Source organism: Thermodesulfovibrio aggregans (assembly GCF_001514535.1).
In the GTDB taxonomy this organism is placed as follows: Bacteria; Nitrospirota; Thermodesulfovibrionia; order Thermodesulfovibrionales; family Thermodesulfovibrionaceae; genus Thermodesulfovibrio; species Thermodesulfovibrio aggregans.
This window is the reverse complement of record NZ_BCNO01000002.1, coordinates 264,700-279,935: the sequence shown is the minus strand read 5'-3', so window position 1 is coordinate 279,935 and position 15,236 is coordinate 264,700. Positions and strand designations below refer to the sequence as shown.

Below are 15,236 nucleotides of genomic sequence, written 5' to 3'. Positions count from 1 at the left end.
ATATGAAACGATTTTTTACACTTTTCACAATTTTAGCTGTTCTTCTATCTTTCTCAATTGCTTACTCACAGAATCCTGCAGAAACAAAACAGCCGGCAAAACCAGCTGAAAGCAAGCCTGGAGAGGCTATGCAGGAGAGTAAACCCGCAGAGGGAATAACAGTTCAGGTTGATAAAACTCAACTTTCAGGTGGGGGCAAGATAACCATCACAGGTAAAGCACCGGCAGGAAAGGATGTTTACATTGAAGTATGGTCTGAAAAAACAGTAAGAGCTGCAAGACTTGATGCAGACCCTGACCCAAAAACAGGAAAGAGACCCTATATCTTTTACATGACCGATGAAATGCCTGGATTTTACAAACTAATAATTCCAGAAAAATACAAATCAGTGCTTGAAGACGCAAAAAAAGAAGGGAAAAAATGGAGTGTTTCTAAGGTTATTAAGGATGCAGGTGCAGATGCAGTTTATGGATATCCTGCAAAGATAAAGATTGACAGATACCAGACTTCTCTCTGGGCGAGCATAATTGGTTCAAGAGGAACAAAACTTGAGCCAATGGATGAAAAGGAAAACAAGCGCAGATCCATGCAATTGCTAAAAGCAAAATTCAGAAGTGTTGGAGCCATATTTTCATCCAATCTTAAAATTGAAGAAGACGGTAGTTTTAAGGCAACAGTTGAAATTCCATCCAATGCAGCTCCTGGAAAATACTTTGTAGTTGCAAAAGTTGACAAAGACATAAAGAGTGAACCCATAGTTGTTGAAAACTCAGTTACATTCCCTAATGTCTATTTACCAAATGCTGGTAGAACTGTGAATGTATTATGGCCATTTCTCCTTACAGCAGCCATAACAACTTTTGGTGTATTGATGGGTGCAGGTGGTGGTTTTATTCTTAATCCAATACTTGTAATGCTTGGACTTCCCCATACTGTCGTGGCAGGAACAGTTATGCCAACAGTCCTTTTCTCTCAGGCTTCTGGAATATACAACTACTCGAAAATCAAGTTTATAAACTGGAAACTTGGTATAACTCTCGGCATAGCCATGCTTGTCGGTGGATTTATTGGACCAAAACTTACTGAGCTTATTACCCTTGAGCAATACAAATTTTTATTTGGCTGGGTTTTGATAATACTTGCAGCTTTGATGTTCTGGCAGACAACACCTAAGTACCTTGAGAAAAATAAGAAAGAACAGGCAATACTCAAAGAGTTTAAGAGAAGAGCTGAAGAAGCAGCAAAGAAAAAACAGGAAGGAGGTAAATAAATATGAAAATAGAATTCTGGGGACAGGAATTTAAGGCAAATCTTGCAATTGGTATTCCAGGTGCATTTTTGATTGCTGTAATGTCATCCATGTTTGGATTTGGTGGTGGTCCCTTTATGGTGCCACTTATGACAGTTTTCATGAGACTTCCCATGTATGTTGTTGTAGGTAGCTCACTTCTTGCCATATTTTTCAATACTCTTATGGGAACTTTCAGACACTACGGATTTGGTAATTTTGATTTGATATTTTTCCTTATAATGTTCCCTGCAGCAATTCTTGGTGGTTTCATAGGTCCCAGAATTGCAAAGAGACTTAATCCAATAGTAGTTAAAAGAGTTGCCTGCGCAGGACTGTTGATTCTTGCTTTACAACTGCTTGGTGTATTTTAAAAGGGGGAATTTATTATGAAAAACTCTGTATTCAGTAACTGTGGAATGTGTTCTGTTAGATGCCCCATTAGAGTTGAGACAACAGACGGAAGAGTTACCTGGATAGAGGGAAATCCTAACATCCCTGGCATGGAGGGAAGCCTCTGTGCCAGGGGCTCTGCAGGTATAGCTCTTCTCTATGACTTTGAAAGACCGCAGTATCCAATGATAAGAACAGGACCAAGAGGCTCAGGTCAGTTCAAGCGAGTCAGCTGGGACGAGGCATTTTCCTTTATCGCTGAAAAGGTAAAGGATCTTCAGTCTAAATATGGCAAAAAAACTGTTGCATTAGTTGACAGAGGTGCTGGACTTTTTGGTGAGATACAGAGACTCATCGTAAGAGGAATGGGTTCGCCAAATTACTTTAACCACGATGACTTTTGTCGCAAAAATGTTGATCTTGCCTATCAGACCCTACTTGGTTACGGAAGACCAGAAGTAGGTTATGACTGGACTAATACCAATCACATAGTGCTTTATGGAAGAAATGCCATCGAAGCTCTTGGTGTAAGGGAAGTAAACAATATTGTAAAGGCACTTGAAAATGGTGCAAAGCTTACCTACATAGATGTAAGAGCATCAAAGACAGCAACAAAGGCAACAAAGTATTTACAGATTAGACCCGGGACAGATTACGCTCTCAATCTTGCACTTATTAATGTAATACTCAAAGAAAATCTCTTTGACAGAGACTTTGTTGACCGCTTTGTAACAGGCTTACCAGAGCTTGAAAACTTTATTAAACCCTATACAGCTGAGTGGGCTGAAAAGGAAACCGGAATCCCTGCCCATGAGATTGTATCTCTCGCAAGACAGCTCGGCGCAGACAAACCTCGGGTTATTCTTTATCCAGGTTGGTTTGCTGCAAGATATATGGATGCCTTCTATTTTGCCCGCTCTGTAATAATTCTAAACGCACTTCTTGGTAGCATTGAGCAAAAGGGTGGATTAATCTTAGCCAAATCACCAAAAGAGGTTGGAGCAAAGGGACTTAATAGCCTTCTTGAGAGAATTCCAGCACCGGAGGAAAAAAGAGTCGAAGCTGAGGAAGGGAAAGGATTCCTCTATGATGGCGCAGGACATATACTTCATCTATTCCGAGCAATTAAAACAGGTCAGCCCTATTCAGTGAAAGCTCTATTTGTTGTAAGATATGACCCATTTGCTGGAATTACCCTTAAAGATATTGAAGAAATCCTTAATGGGCTTGAACTTTTGGTTACGATTGATACAAACTACTCTGCTACTTCATGGTATGCCGATGTAATTCTTCCTGAGTCAACCTATCTTGAAAGAGACGACATAATAGGAATGCAGAGAGGTGCAAAACCTGCCTTTGTTATGAGAAGAAGGGCAGTAAATCCAATTTACGACACAAAGGGCAGATGGGAAATTGTAAAGGGAATTCTTTCAGCCTATGGTGCAGGCGAATATCTGCCCTTTGAGACAATTGAAGAACTATGGAATTATCAACTTGAAGGAACAGGAGTTAAAATTGAGGATTTCAACAAAACCGGGCAGGTTGCACTCTGTAAAGATGCTAAAATCTACAGCCGTGATGAACTAAAATTTAAAACACCTTCTGGTAAGATAGAGATTCTCTCAGGCAAAATGGCAGAAAGAGATGTTCCCTATTTCCTTGACCCCATTACACCAGCTAAACCCAATACAGATGAAGGTGAGTTCAGGCTTGTATTTGGAAGAATGGCAGTTCACACTCATGTGCAGACCCACAATAACAAATATCTCAATGAAATTGTCCCTGAAAATGAACTATGGATAAACTCTGAAGTGGCAAAAAAACTTGGAATAAAAAATGGAGATATCGTCGAGGTTTCCTCAGAAGATTTCTCAGGGAAAATAAAGGCAAAGGTAACACCATTTATTCATCCTGAAGCAGTTTTCATGTATAGAGGCTTTGAAAATGAAGTCCCCTGGAAAACCCGTTCTTACGGTAAAGGACTGAATGAAGGAAGACTTCTCAGAGGTGCCTTTGACAGAATGGCTCATGGTAGTCACACAGGCGCACTCTTTGAAAACTTTGTTAGAGTGAAGAAGGTATAGGGAGGTTAGGAGATGAGCATTTATTACATATATCAGGACCATGACCGCTGTATTGGTTGCTATGCCTGTGAAGTTCACTGTAAAACTAAAAATGAGCTTCCTGTTGGTCCGCGACTCTGTAGAATTATTGAGACCGAGATAAAACTCATAGGTGGAATACCCCGCCAGAGATTTGTATTCATGCCCTGTTTTCACTGTGAGGATCCCTGGTGTGTAAAAGCCTGTCCAACAGGTGCGATGCAGAAACGCTCAAAGGATGGAATAGTCTTTGTTGAGCAGTCTCTTTGTGTGGGATGCAAATCCTGTATTACAGCCTGTCCATGGGGAGTTCCACAGTGGAATCCTGAAACTGGCAAAGTTGTAAAATGTGATTACTGCAAAGACAGAGTTGATCAGGGACTAAAGCCAGCCTGTGTAACAAAGTGCACAACAAAGGCTTTAAGATTTGTTACAGCCGATGAAGCCTCAAAACTTAAGAGAGAAAAATTCGTAAGGGTAGTGTAAAATTTTTTATGTGTAAAATTGACAGAGCAATAAAAGAGGGTGTATCCTCCATTAAATTAACCAAAAATCAAACAAAGAAAGGAGGAATACATCCATGAAAGAAAAACCTTTAACTAATTTAAGATTACCAGATTTATGGAAAGAATTCAACAGTAATTTTAATGAATCTTTCTGGGAAGAATTTGAACAAAAAATGAAGTTAATGAAGAAAAAGTTTATTGAATTAGCATTACAAGAGGAGATAACAGCACTTACAGGGGCTCAAAAATATGAAAGAACCCCAGAGAGAGTTTACCGTAGGAATGGATACTGGAAGAGATACATAATCCTGAAACTGGCAAAGTTGTAAAATGTGATTACTGCAAAGACAGAGTTGATCAGGGACTAAAGCCAGCCTGTGTAACAAAGTGCACAACAAAGGCTTTAAGATTTGTTACAGCCGATGAAGCCTCAAAACTTAAGAGAGAAAAATTCGTAAGGGTAGTGTAAAATTGACNATGTAGCCCTGTTCGTTTAGTATTTCCCTCTTTATTTTCTCAGGCAGACTCTTTATTCTTGATGCTATGATGTAACCGTAGCCTCTGGTTTTTATTGCCTCTATGTTTATTTTGCTCATCAATGCTTTGTCAGCTACTATAACTACTTTCCTTATCCCAAATTTTTTGCTAAGTTTGTCAAGCATCACTTCAAGTGTCTTTCCTTCAAAGGTGTTGCCAGGAAATATTTCATATCCCACTGGTCTTCCTTCCATGTCTATAAGTAATCCAAATACTACCTGAACATGATTTATTTTTCCTTCTTTGCTATATCCAGATTCCCTGAATCCATCCCTTCGTTTTTTAAATGAATTTGTCAAGATAAAATTGAACAAATTTATAAAAAGTTGCCAATACACTTTTTGAAAGTAAAAAATTAGAATGTAGATTTTTCAACGGTTTACAACGATAAAATCGCAAAAATTAGCCTCCAACTGACAAAGTCAGGTCTCCAAAAGAGAGTGGGCTCTAAGGCTAAAAAACTCCATATTGTTACAGAAGAAGATGTCTCTAAGAAGATTCTCCATTTAAAGATAGAGATGATGATTGCGCAGTTGCATGTTATTCTGATTATATAGTGACAGGTTATGCTGAATCGTTTTTTGATTGAATATAGGCATGCATAAACTTAAAGACATAATTCTATCCCTGGCTTCTTAATGCTTGCAAAACTTATGAAATTTTCTCTTCTAATGCAGAAATTCTACTTTGTATAAATTCAAGGTATCCAGTATTTGAGGGATTCAGTATACATAGGGGCACCAGTGAATCAGAGTGCCCCCATATTTTTTCAGAGTCTATTGAATACGCTCATGTGGTCTTGTGTTTCTCTCAATGGCTGTCAGAATAAGAACAATTCCTGCAAGTATCAATATCATAACAGAACTTACGATTGTGCCGAGATATGTAAGTATGTTTTGATTGGCCTTTGCCTTTTCAGTTACAACCTTACTTTTCTCTTATTGATGGACCTTTGGCTGTTTGAACCTCTTTGTCAACCTCTTCATAGCTCACTTTAACAGATACCGATTTTTCATCTTTAAGTAGTTTTGGTAAAGATGTGGCAATAAACACTCCGCTTATGATAAGTGAGATAAAGGCAAAAAGGGCAAAGACCAAAAGAACGCCTCTTACAATCTTAAATATTAACTTTTCAAATCTTTCAAACATGAAATCCTCCTACAATTTTTTAATTTATCGGTTTGTTTCTCTCTATTTTCCTTTTATCAAATTTCCATCTTTGTAGATGTAGGTCTCTTTGCCAGTGCCTCTATACTTGGGCATTTTTACAACAATCGTGTCTGCCTGTCTGGAAACCTCAGGAAGGTCACTGCATGTGCCAAAGTCTTCTGTCTTCTTTGCTGTTCCATCGGATTTAACTGTAACAAAGGTATAAAGCGCTGGACATGCGGTGCCTCCAGTGTTTAGCTCCAGCAGAACAACTTTATCGCCTTTTATGGTGAAGGCTTTTTTCAAATCAATAATGAAATATTCAGAATCAACAAGTCTCAAAACTGATTTACCATTATACTTAAGAATGTAATCTCTCGAGAAGGAGTCCTTCTTTTCAACGGTCTCAAGAGTAAATCCCTGTGCATCTCCACAATATCTTGTCTTGGTAATTACTGCAACCACTGTTTCAATTGTTTTTGTCTCACACTCATACTCTGCATATGCAAATGAAGTGATAATGAAAATCATAAAAATAGAAAACAAAAGCTTACTCATGCATCACCCCTCTTAGTTTTTTATAAATTACTAAAAATCAAAAAAAATCTTTATCACCCCCCTTTCTTCCAATGCTTTAAAATCTCTGTCACAGAGTTCTCTCACAGCACAACTTGAGCATTTATCCTCACTGAGACAGTAACCAAATCTTTCTCCTTCAGTTCTGGAACAGTATGTATAGACTCCTTCGTTTATCTGTCTTACTGTGTATGGAAGGTTCAGAGTTTTAAGAAAATCTCTAATTTTGTCCTTAGTCTCTTCTTCATCTTGATTGATACTAAACCCAAAAAGTTTCCCTATTCCTGTAACTTTGAAAAATCTTATGTTGCTACTGTCAAGCTTTATGATTTCTTTAGCAAAAGCAGATTCCTTAATGTCTGCAAATATAAAGTCAAACATATTTGGTCCAATACCTGCCAGTTTTCTCTCTTTCAGAATAGACTTCTTTAATTTTGAATACTCATCATAGCTTAAACTCAAAAAAGCTTTTTCAAGTTTAGTAAGATCATTTACTGCTGGATTAAAAATCTCTCTAAATTTTTCAAGCAAATAGCTTTTGAAACTTCCCTTGAAGTTTCTCTCAAGAAAGAAACAACTCTGTAACATCTGCCATAGTATCTCCCAGAAACTCTGTCCTTTTCTTGCATCTCTTTTCAAAAAGCACTCAACGGCATGATAAAACTTCCTGCCATTTTCTCCGTAGACACCTTTCTTTGCGTTCTCATAAAATGTTTTACTCAATGAACCTGCGAAGTCTCTATCATAGGACTTACAGTGAAGTTCTGAAGGCAGGATTTTTCCAAGTTCTGATATTGAGAAAATTCCAGCTTTATCGAGTTCTTCAGCAAACTTCCACGCTTCAAATCCGCCCCTTTCATAGCCTCTTTTTATGAAAACTTCATCTATCTCATTCCAACTGGTCTCATACTGTCTCCATCTCTGCTCTGTTGAGCTTACGACATGATTGATTATCTCCTTTGCTTTTTCTATGTCCATAGCTGTCTCCAGCTTAGTTCATTGGAGTCATTTCCTGAAGGGTAACATTTATGTATTCGTCTTTTTCTCCTTTCTCAATCTCGGTTCTGTAGAGGAGCATGTATTGGAACATATTATCGGGATTGGGATTTCGTAAGTTTTTTGGGATTGATATTATCATTTTGCATCTATAAGCATTCTTACCAGCCTCTGAAGCACTTACTCTGTCTGTTGAAAATTCTCACTGAAAATTGACCCACTTTTCTCATGAAAAGTGACCCACCCTTCTATTAAAATAACCCCTAAAACAGGGGGAAAGGAAAGGGTGATAAGCAATTTAAACGAAAAATGGAGGAATACACCTATTTATGAATTTACACAAAATTATTGACATTACCATTCGTAAGGGATACATATGCCTCTTTATACTGATAAAGAAGAACTCATAGATCTCGTTCTTCGCCTTACTTCCCTAAATGCCCTCTCTATTATGTTTGTTGTTCTTAACTTCTTCCATAAACTCTTCGGAGTCTTGTAAAAAGCTGTCAATTGCTCCCAGTTCTTCCTTATACACTCTACTGCTTTAGGATAAAGTCTACCCCACTTGCTCTCCCATAACTGAAAGTTTCTCTTTGCCTCTCTTAAATTCTCTGCACTATATATTTTCTTAGCTTCAAAAAGACATTCCTTTTCATCTTTCTTTCTAAGATANTATCTTAGAAAGAAAGATGAAAAGGAATGTCTTTTTGAAGCTAAGAAAATATATAGTGCAGAGAATTTAAGAGAGGCAAAGAGAAACTTTCAGTTATGGGAGAGCAAGTGGGGTAGACTTTATCCTAAAGCAGTAGAGTGTATAAGGAAGAACTGGGAGCAATTGACAGCTTTTTACAAGACTCCGAAGAGTTTATGGAAGAAGTTAAGAACAACAAACATAATAGAGAGGGCATTTAGGGAAGTAAGGCGAAGAACGAGAACTATGAGTTGTTTTAATAATGTTGAAAGTATTGAAAGAATAATTTTTGCAGTGATAAGCCATTTAAACGAAAAATGGAGGAATACACCTATTTATGAATTTACACAAAATTATTGACATTACCATTCGTAAGGGATACATATGCCTCTTTATACTGATAAAGAAGAACTCATAGAAGTAGAGGAAGGAACTAAGATTATCAGGGGTAGTAATGTCATAGTTACTACCCTTGATAAAATTGTAAACTGGGGTAGGTCTAACTCACTCTGGCCCCTTACTTTTGGACTCGCCTGCTGTGCCATAGAGATGATGGCAGCAGGTGCATCCCATCTGGATCTTGACAGATTTGGAATTTTGTTTAGAGCTTCGCCCCGTCAGGCAGATGTAATAATCATTGCAGGAACTGTCACATACAAAATGGCGCCAATTGTAAAAAGAGTCTATGATCAGATGCCTGAACCAAAGTATGTTGTTGCCATGGGAAGTTGTGCTTGCACAGGAGGAATTTTTAACACCTACAGCACAGTTCAGGGAGCAGATCAGTTTTTACCTGTAGATGTTTATGTTCCTGGATGTCCACCAAGGCCAGAAGCTCTGATGTATGGATTACTTAAACTAAAAGAAAAAATTATGAAGGAGCAGGGTAGATGGGGCAGCTGGAAATAGAGAGAGTAGGTGAGACAACTTTTGTTCTTCAGATGGGCCCCCATCATCCGGCAACTCACGGAGTTCTCAAGCTTGTCTGTGAGTTTGAAGGTGAGAGGGTTGTGAAGATAACTCCTGATGTTGGTTATCTACACAGAGGAGTTGAGAAACTCTCTGAAAGCAAAACCTACGCCGGTGCAATGACCCTCACTGACAGACTTGATTACATCTCAAGCATGACCAATAACATTGGTTACTGTGTTGCTGTTGAAAGACTAATGGGAATAGAACCGCCTCCAAGAGCGAAATTTATAAGAACAATGGTTGCAGAGCTCACAAGACTTAGCAGTCATCTGCTTTGGCTTGCAACCCATGCACTTGACATTGGTGCAATGACAGTTTTTCTCTATGCTTTCAGGGAAAGAGAACAGATTCTACAGTTTTTTGAGAAAATATGTGGTGCCCGTCTTACAGTTAGTTATCCAAGAATTGGTGGTGTAAGAGTTGATATAAGGGAGAATGTGCTTGATGAGATATACCGGTTTATGGAAACAATGCTTAAAAGAGTTGATGAGTATGAAACACTTTTAACTGAAAATCGGATATGGATTGCAAGAACAAAAGGAATTGGAGTAATAACTGCCCAAGAGGCAGTGTCTTTGGGACTTACAGGTCCTGCTCTTCGTGGTTCAGGTGTTTACTATGATATAAGAAAATTAATCCCCTATGATGCCTACTCTGAAGTGGATTTTGAAGTTCCTCTCGGTGAAAATGGAGATACCTATGATAGATACCTCTGTAGAATTCGTGAGATGAGGCAGTCAGCTCTTATTGTAAAGCAGTGTATTGAAAAAATGCCTGCAGGAGAGATTATATCAGAACAATCGCCCGATATTGATATGGCTTTTCAGGGCAAGAGAAAGATTGTAGCCGATGACTCTCTTTTGAGCGGTTTTATCAAGTTTATCGACGAAAAGCAGGAGATAATGCCAAAAGGAGAAATCTATTCAGCCATAGAAGCCCCTAAAGGTGAGCTTGGCTTTTATATAATAAGTGATGGTTCAGGAAGACCGTACAGAATGCGCGTTAGAGCTCCCTCTTTCATCCATATTTCAGCAATTCCAGAACTATGTGAAGGACATCTGCTTGCCGATGTTATTGCAATTATCGGAACTCTTGATATTGTTATGGGAGAGGCTGACAGATGATTAACATACTACTGAAAAAACTCCTTTTCATTGACCTCATAAAGGGAATGCTCATAACCTTCAAAACTATCTTTACTCAGCCTGTGACAATTCGCTATCCAAAGGAAAAAAGACCCCTCGAGTCAGGTTTTAGAGGAAGGCATGCCTTTGTTCGCGATACTGAAACAGGAAAAGAAAGATGCGTTGCCTGTACCAAATGTGCACAGGTCTGCCCGAGCCAGTGTATTTACATTGATTATTCAATCAACAATGAGACAGGCGCAAGAGTACTCACTAAGTATGAGATAGATGCATTGAGATGCATTTTCTGTGGATATTGCGAGGAAGTATGCCCGGTAAATGCCATTGTTCTTACCGAGTTTTATGAATATGCTTCCTATGACAGAAAAAGCAACTACTTTGATAGAGAGAGCCTGCTACAAAACTGGGATGAATTCATGAGACAGTATGATGGAGAAGATTATCTCAACAAGTTCTGGTATTTACCTGGTATTAATCGCAATAGACTTCCATTTGGTAAGAGGCAGCCAAAGAGAGTATTAAAAATATCAAATTTTAAAAATGAAGAGGAGTCGCAATGATGGAGCCTGGAAGCTATATTCCTTATAGGTATTTGCCTGTTCTCATTGCCATGATATTTGCTACCCTGTTTGGTGTTGGAGGACTGTTTTTAAATAGGTTTTTAGCTCCAAGAAAGTTCAATCCTGTTAAATTCATTGCCTATGAATCAGGTAATCCACCAAGTGGAGATACAAGGGAGAGATTTTTTATCGGATTCTTTTTACTTGCCATACTATTTGTTGTGTTTGATGTGGAAGTTATATTTCTCTATCCCTGGGCAGTTGCTTTTGATTTGATATCTCTTGAAGGTTTCTGGGTAATGATTATTTTCATAGCACTTATCCTGGTAGGCTATATTTATGAAATCTTTACAGGAGCTCTTACATGGCACAGGAAGTAAATTTAACAGATGAGTCCTTAAAAATTGCCCATGCTCTGAATGAGAGATTTCCTGAGCAGATGCTTGACATTAATGAATTCAGAGGACAGATTTCAGTTACTGTAAGGAAAGAAAAAATAAAGGATATATTGAAATATTTAAAAGAGGAACAGGGTTTTAATCATTTACAGGATTTATGCGGGGTGGACAATTATCCTGAAAATCCAAGATTTGAGGTTGTCTATAATCTTTACAGCATCTGGAGAAGGCTTCACATAAGGATTAAGGCAAAGATTTATGAGGAAGAACCTGAAATTGACAGCGTAACAGAACTATGGAAAGGTGCAAACTGGCATGAAAGAGAGTGTTATGACATGTTCGGTATCAGGTTCAGGAGTCATCCAGACTTAAGAAGAATATTGATGCCAGAGGATTGGGAAGGCTTTCCTTTGAGAAAAGACTATCCTTTAAGGGGAAAGGAACTCTGGAGAGGTTTTAAAGAGATCATTGAAAATGCTGGAGGGAACAGTGACTGAGCTTCTTATAATGCTTATTAAAACAACAGTTGTTTTTGGAGTAGTTCTCACCCATGTGGCATACACAACCTATGCAGAAAGAAAAATTATAGGAAGAGCTCAGGCAAGAATGGGACCAATGGAAGTTGGACCTCATGGACTGCTACAACCAATTGCTGATTTTATAAAGATATTTTTCAAGGAAGATGTTATCCCTTTAAATGCTGAAAGGTTCATATTTCAAATTGCACCAATTATTGTTCTCGTCTTCACAATGATAAATCTTACTGTTATTCCCTTTGACAGAAACTTTATCCTTGCAGACCTTAATATTGGCTTACTTTTTATTTTAGCCTCTGCGTCCATATCTGTCTATGGAATTATTCTTGCAGGCTGGGCATCTAACAGTAAATACTCTTTTCTTGGTGGACTTCGTTCAGCAAGTCAGGTGCTCAGTTATGAGATCGCACTTGGGCTCAGTCTTGCAGGAGTAGTTCTTGCAGCAGGCTCCCTTAATCTGAGAGATATTGTAGTTGCCCAGCACAATACAGCTTTAGGCATATATGCCATCCCCCAGATAATTGGATTTATTGTATTCGTAATTGCAGCCTTTGCCGAGACAAACAGAGCTCCCTTTGACCTTCCAGAAGCTGAAACAGAACTCGTTGCAGGATATCTTACCGAATACAGTGCATTCCGATATGCTCTTTTCTTTCTTGCCGAGTATGTTGCCATGTACATAATGGCATCCCTCTGTGCCCTGTGTTTTCTTGGTGGATGGACAATTCCAAAGTTTATAACAGATATCTTACCCTTTCTTGAAAGAGTTCCTGGAATAATCTGGTTTGCTATAAAAGTTTATGCATTTATTTTCCTCTATATATGGGTTAGGGCAACTCTACCAAGATATAGATTTGACCAGCTTCTTAACATTGGTTGGAAGGTTCTTATTCCTGCAGGAATTGTGAATTTGCTAGTCATAGCTTTTTTAAAAAAGTTTATTTAGAGGGATGAGAAATGTTAGCTGAAGTTTTATTTGGATACTTTGCTATTGTGATACTTTTCTCAGGTATTGCTGGTATTACAAGAAAAAATCTTGTTCACAGTCTTCTATGGATACTTCTCATGTTTGTTCATCTCGGTGGAGTTTATCTTCTTTTGAATGCAGAATTTCTTGCGATGGTGCAGATAATTGTTTATGCCGGTGCCATTCTTGTTATGTTTCTCTTTGTGGTATTTTTACTTAATTTAAAAGAGGAGATAAAACAATCAGTATTCATCAGTTCATGGCAGACAAGAGTTTATTGTTCTCTGTTGCTTCTGTTTTTTGCCCTTGCCGGAGCTTTTACATATAAGAAAAATTACTCAGGCAACTATACAATAGAGCTTATTGAAAGACAGGGACATACAAAAACGCTTGGGCTTGCAATATTTAATGATTATTTATTTCCATTTTTAATCTTAGGATTTATTCTGATAGTTCCTTTAATTGGCGTAGGAATAGTTGCAATAAGGAGAAAGACAAATGGTGCCGCTTAGCTATTACCTTGCTTTGAGTGTAGCTTTATTCTTTGTTGGATTTACAGGTTTTCTCATAAGGAGAAACCTTATAATGATGTTTATTTCAATTGAGATTATGCTTAATTCAATTAATATCTCTCTCATAGCTCTCAGTCATTACATGCAGGACATAAGAGGACAAATTCTTGCTCTATTTGTAATTGCCATTGCGGGTGGTGCTGTTGCAGTGGGATTAATAATCCTCATCTTAGCTTATAAAAATAAACCTACTCTAAAGCTTGAAGACTTTAACATTTTGAGGGAAGAGTGATGAATGTAGAGCAATCAATTTTACCACTAATTCCAATTCTTGCTTCTCTGGTAGCCATTCCACTGATAATCGCTACAGGGGAGAGAAATCCAAATCTCCGTGAGTTCTGGTCTGTAATTGCTGGTATTGTTAAGTTTGCCGTTATCGCATCAATGCTCCCTGCGGTATTAAACGGCAAGATCATAGAGTTTGAACTCTTTAAAATCCTGCCAGGTATTGAGATAAAATTCAGAGTTGATGCTCTGGGAATGCTCTTTGCTCTTGGAGCTTCCTTTTTATGGATAGTTACTACCTTTTATTCAATTGGATACATGCGTGGACACAACGAGAAAAAGCAGACAAGATACTTCGCCTGCTTTGCTGCTGCACTTTCAACTACCATAGGTGTAGCCTTCTCAGCCAATCTGTTTACAATGTTTCTCTTTTATGAAGGATTAACTTTTGTGACATATCCACTTGTTGTACATCATGAGACAGATGAAGCAAAGGCCGGGGCAAGAAAATATGCCATATATCTTATAGGTGCTGCAAAGGTTTTTCTTGTAGCAGCAATTGTAATAACCTATATGATTGCAGGTACTCTTGATTTTCAGAAAGGCGGAATATTTACAGAAACTGTGAGACACACTTACTCAGGTTTGCTCGGAATAGTATTTCTTATGTATATCTACGGTTTTGCAAAAGCTGCTGTTATGCCCCTTCATGGATGGCTTCCTGCAGCAATGGTAGCACCCACTCCTGTAAGTGCTTTGCTTCATGCAGTTGCTGTAGTTAAAACAGGAGTATTTACTGTATTGAGAGTAATATTCTTCATATATGGAACAGACTTTCTCAAAGAACTCTCCACAACAAACATAGCTCTCTTTATGGCAGCCTTTACAATAACAGTAGCTTCAATGATTGCTCTAACAAGAGATAACATCAAGGCAAGACTTGCCTTTTCAACTGTAAGCCAGCTTTCCTACATTATTTTGGGAGCTCTCTTACTTACCTATGATGGCATGATCGGAGGTATTATTCACATCTCTAATCATGCGTTTGCTAAAATAACTCTCTTTTTCTGTGCAGGCTCTCTCTATGTATGTGCTCACAAGACCGAAGTCTCTCAGCTTGATGGAATTGCAAAAAAAATGCCATGGACTATGGCAGCATTTACAATAGGTAGTCTTGGAATGATAGGCGTTCCTCTTGTAGGTGGTTTTGTAACAAAATGGTATTTACTTGTTGGAGCTTTAGAGAGAGGAAGTATTGAAATACTGGCGGTTCTACTCTTAAGCTCGTTGCTCAATGCTGGATACTTTCTTCCTATTATCTATCGTGCCTATTTCAAAGAGCTAAAGCACAATGATGGACACTCCCACGAAATTAGAGAAAATCCCTTTATGGCAACGACGCTTACTATTACCTCTATAATAAGTATAGTTGGTGGAATATATCCCGATTTGATAATAAATCTCGCAAAGGAGGTTCTCAAATGAATCAAAATGAACATGAAGAAAGACTGATTCTGAAGCATGATCCTATACCTCCATATAGAACAGTATTTTACATTGTTTTTATCATCGGCGTTATTTATCTTACAGCAATAATTATCCTGGGAGCTAAGTGATGGAAA

At 38.2% G+C, this 15,236-nt stretch carries 21 protein-coding genes and 2 pseudogenes; 17 read left to right on the top strand and 6 right to left on the bottom strand.

Annotated features, from left to right (window positions below; all coding sequences use genetic code 11):
• Positions 1 to 2 precede the first annotated feature (2 nt).
• The 6 genes and pseudogenes from TAGGR_RS11035 to TAGGR_RS10285 all read left to right on the top strand — a co-directional run.
• Positions 3 to 1,271, top strand: a complete 1,269-nt coding sequence (locus TAGGR_RS11035) for a sulfite exporter TauE/SafE family protein (protein WP_059176824.1) — start codon at positions 3 to 5, stop codon at positions 1,269 to 1,271.
• 2 nt (positions 1,272 to 1,273) lie between these two features.
• Positions 1,274 to 1,663, top strand: coding sequence for a sulfite exporter TauE/SafE family protein (locus TAGGR_RS11030; RefSeq protein WP_059176823.1), 390 nt, complete (start codon positions 1,274 to 1,276; stop codon positions 1,661 to 1,663).
• A gap of 15 nt (positions 1,664 to 1,678) precedes the next feature.
• Entirely contained in the window at positions 1,679 to 3,766 is a 2,088-nt protein-coding gene (locus TAGGR_RS07900) for a molybdopterin-containing oxidoreductase family protein (protein ID WP_059176822.1), read from the top strand.
• Between the two features lie 12 nt (positions 3,767 to 3,778).
• On the top strand, positions 3,779 to 4,270 hold the full coding sequence (locus tag TAGGR_RS07895; RefSeq protein ID WP_059176821.1) for a 4Fe-4S dicluster domain-containing protein: 492 nt from the start codon (positions 3,779 to 3,781) through the stop codon (positions 4,268 to 4,270).
• A gap of 94 nt (positions 4,271 to 4,364) precedes the next feature.
• Positions 4,365 to 4,619, top strand: coding sequence for a transposase (locus TAGGR_RS07890; RefSeq protein ID WP_059176820.1), 255 nt, complete (start codon positions 4,365 to 4,367; stop codon positions 4,617 to 4,619).
• Positions 4,595 to 4,759 (top strand): annotated as a pseudogene (locus tag TAGGR_RS10285) (4Fe-4S dicluster domain-containing protein); the annotation flags it as partial. The gene TAGGR_RS07890 and the pseudogene TAGGR_RS10285, both read left to right, overlap by 25 nt.
• A 10-nt stretch (positions 4,760 to 4,769) precedes the next feature.
• Here the strand turns inward: TAGGR_RS10285 and TAGGR_RS07885 are convergent.
• The 6 genes and pseudogenes from TAGGR_RS07885 to TAGGR_RS11185 all read right to left on the bottom strand — a co-directional run.
• Positions 4,770 to 5,108, bottom strand: a pseudogene (locus tag TAGGR_RS07885) (IS1634 family transposase); the annotation flags it as partial.
• Between the two features lie 646 nt (positions 5,109 to 5,754).
• On the bottom strand, positions 5,755 to 5,976 hold the full coding sequence (locus TAGGR_RS07880) for a hypothetical protein (protein ID WP_059176818.1): 222 nt from the start codon (positions 5,974 to 5,976) through the stop codon (positions 5,755 to 5,757).
• A gap of 42 nt (positions 5,977 to 6,018) precedes the next feature.
• The gene (locus tag TAGGR_RS07875; RefSeq protein ID WP_059176817.1) at positions 6,019 to 6,534 is read right to left on the bottom strand and encodes a hypothetical protein; all 516 of its coding nucleotides are present in this window, start codon (positions 6,532 to 6,534) and stop codon (positions 6,019 to 6,021) included.
• A 30-nt stretch (positions 6,535 to 6,564) separates the two neighbouring features.
• Positions 6,565 to 7,530 (bottom strand): hypothetical protein, encoded by a 966-nt coding sequence (locus tag TAGGR_RS07870; RefSeq protein ID WP_059176816.1) that lies wholly within the window; start codon positions 7,528 to 7,530, stop codon positions 6,565 to 6,567.
• A 13-nt stretch (positions 7,531 to 7,543) separates the two neighbouring features.
• Positions 7,544 to 7,690, bottom strand: a complete 147-nt coding sequence (locus TAGGR_RS10690; RefSeq protein WP_161936201.1) for a hypothetical protein — start codon at positions 7,688 to 7,690, stop codon at positions 7,544 to 7,546.
• Positions 7,691 to 7,932: 242 nt separating this feature from the next.
• Entirely contained in the window at positions 7,933 to 8,271 is a 339-nt protein-coding gene (locus TAGGR_RS11185; RefSeq protein WP_082673621.1) for a transposase, read from the bottom strand.
• On the opposite strand from TAGGR_RS11185, the gene TAGGR_RS11180 reads away from it, so the two are divergent.
• From TAGGR_RS11180 to TAGGR_RS11025, 11 genes are read left to right on the top strand one after another with little or no spacing between them, the layout of a single operon-like run.
• Positions 8,171 to 8,599, top strand: coding sequence for a transposase (locus tag TAGGR_RS11180; RefSeq protein ID WP_082673620.1), 429 nt, complete (start codon positions 8,171 to 8,173; stop codon positions 8,597 to 8,599). The two genes, TAGGR_RS11185 and TAGGR_RS11180, sit on opposite strands and share 101 nt — an antisense overlap.
• Before the next feature lie 24 nt (positions 8,600 to 8,623).
• Entirely contained in the window at positions 8,624 to 9,148 is a 525-nt protein-coding gene (locus TAGGR_RS07865) for an NADH-quinone oxidoreductase subunit B (protein WP_153000501.1), read from the top strand.
• Positions 9,130 to 10,335, top strand: coding sequence for an NADH-quinone oxidoreductase subunit D (locus TAGGR_RS07860; protein ID WP_059176815.1), 1,206 nt, complete (start codon positions 9,130 to 9,132; stop codon positions 10,333 to 10,335). Before TAGGR_RS07865 ends, TAGGR_RS07860 begins: the two co-directional genes overlap by 19 nt.
• Complete coding sequence (gene nuoI, locus TAGGR_RS07855; RefSeq protein WP_236698928.1) at positions 10,332 to 10,916, top strand: NADH-quinone oxidoreductase subunit NuoI; 585 nt, start codon at positions 10,332 to 10,334, stop codon at positions 10,914 to 10,916. Before TAGGR_RS07860 ends, nuoI begins: the two co-directional genes overlap by 4 nt.
• Entirely contained in the window at positions 10,913 to 11,296 is a 384-nt protein-coding gene (locus tag TAGGR_RS07850; protein ID WP_201783834.1) for an NADH-quinone oxidoreductase subunit A, read from the top strand. Before nuoI ends, TAGGR_RS07850 begins: the two co-directional genes overlap by 4 nt.
• A complete protein-coding gene (locus tag TAGGR_RS07845; protein WP_059176814.1) occupies positions 11,281 to 11,811 on the top strand; it encodes an NADH-quinone oxidoreductase subunit C in 531 nt (176 codons plus the stop codon). Before TAGGR_RS07850 ends, TAGGR_RS07845 begins: the two co-directional genes overlap by 16 nt.
• Entirely contained in the window at positions 11,804 to 12,796 is a 993-nt protein-coding gene (gene nuoH, locus TAGGR_RS07840) for an NADH-quinone oxidoreductase subunit NuoH (RefSeq protein ID WP_236698927.1), read from the top strand. The genes TAGGR_RS07845 and nuoH overlap by 8 nt, the downstream gene beginning before the upstream one ends.
• Positions 12,797 to 12,807: 11 nt before the next feature.
• Complete coding sequence (locus TAGGR_RS07835) at positions 12,808 to 13,329, top strand: NADH-quinone oxidoreductase subunit J family protein (protein WP_059176812.1); 522 nt, start codon at positions 12,808 to 12,810, stop codon at positions 13,327 to 13,329.
• A complete protein-coding gene (gene nuoK, locus TAGGR_RS07830) occupies positions 13,316 to 13,621 on the top strand; it encodes an NADH-quinone oxidoreductase subunit NuoK (RefSeq protein WP_059176811.1) in 306 nt (101 codons plus the stop codon). The genes TAGGR_RS07835 and nuoK overlap by 14 nt, the downstream gene beginning before the upstream one ends.
• Positions 13,621 to 15,099, top strand: coding sequence for a monovalent cation/H+ antiporter subunit D family protein (locus TAGGR_RS07825; RefSeq protein WP_059176810.1), 1,479 nt, complete (start codon positions 13,621 to 13,623; stop codon positions 15,097 to 15,099). The genes nuoK and TAGGR_RS07825 overlap by 1 nt, the downstream gene beginning before the upstream one ends.
• On the top strand, positions 15,096 to 15,230 hold the full coding sequence (locus TAGGR_RS11025; RefSeq protein WP_269083329.1) for a hypothetical protein: 135 nt from the start codon (positions 15,096 to 15,098) through the stop codon (positions 15,228 to 15,230). The genes TAGGR_RS07825 and TAGGR_RS11025 overlap by 4 nt, the downstream gene beginning before the upstream one ends.
• The last annotated feature ends 6 nt before the right edge of the window (positions 15,231 to 15,236 follow it).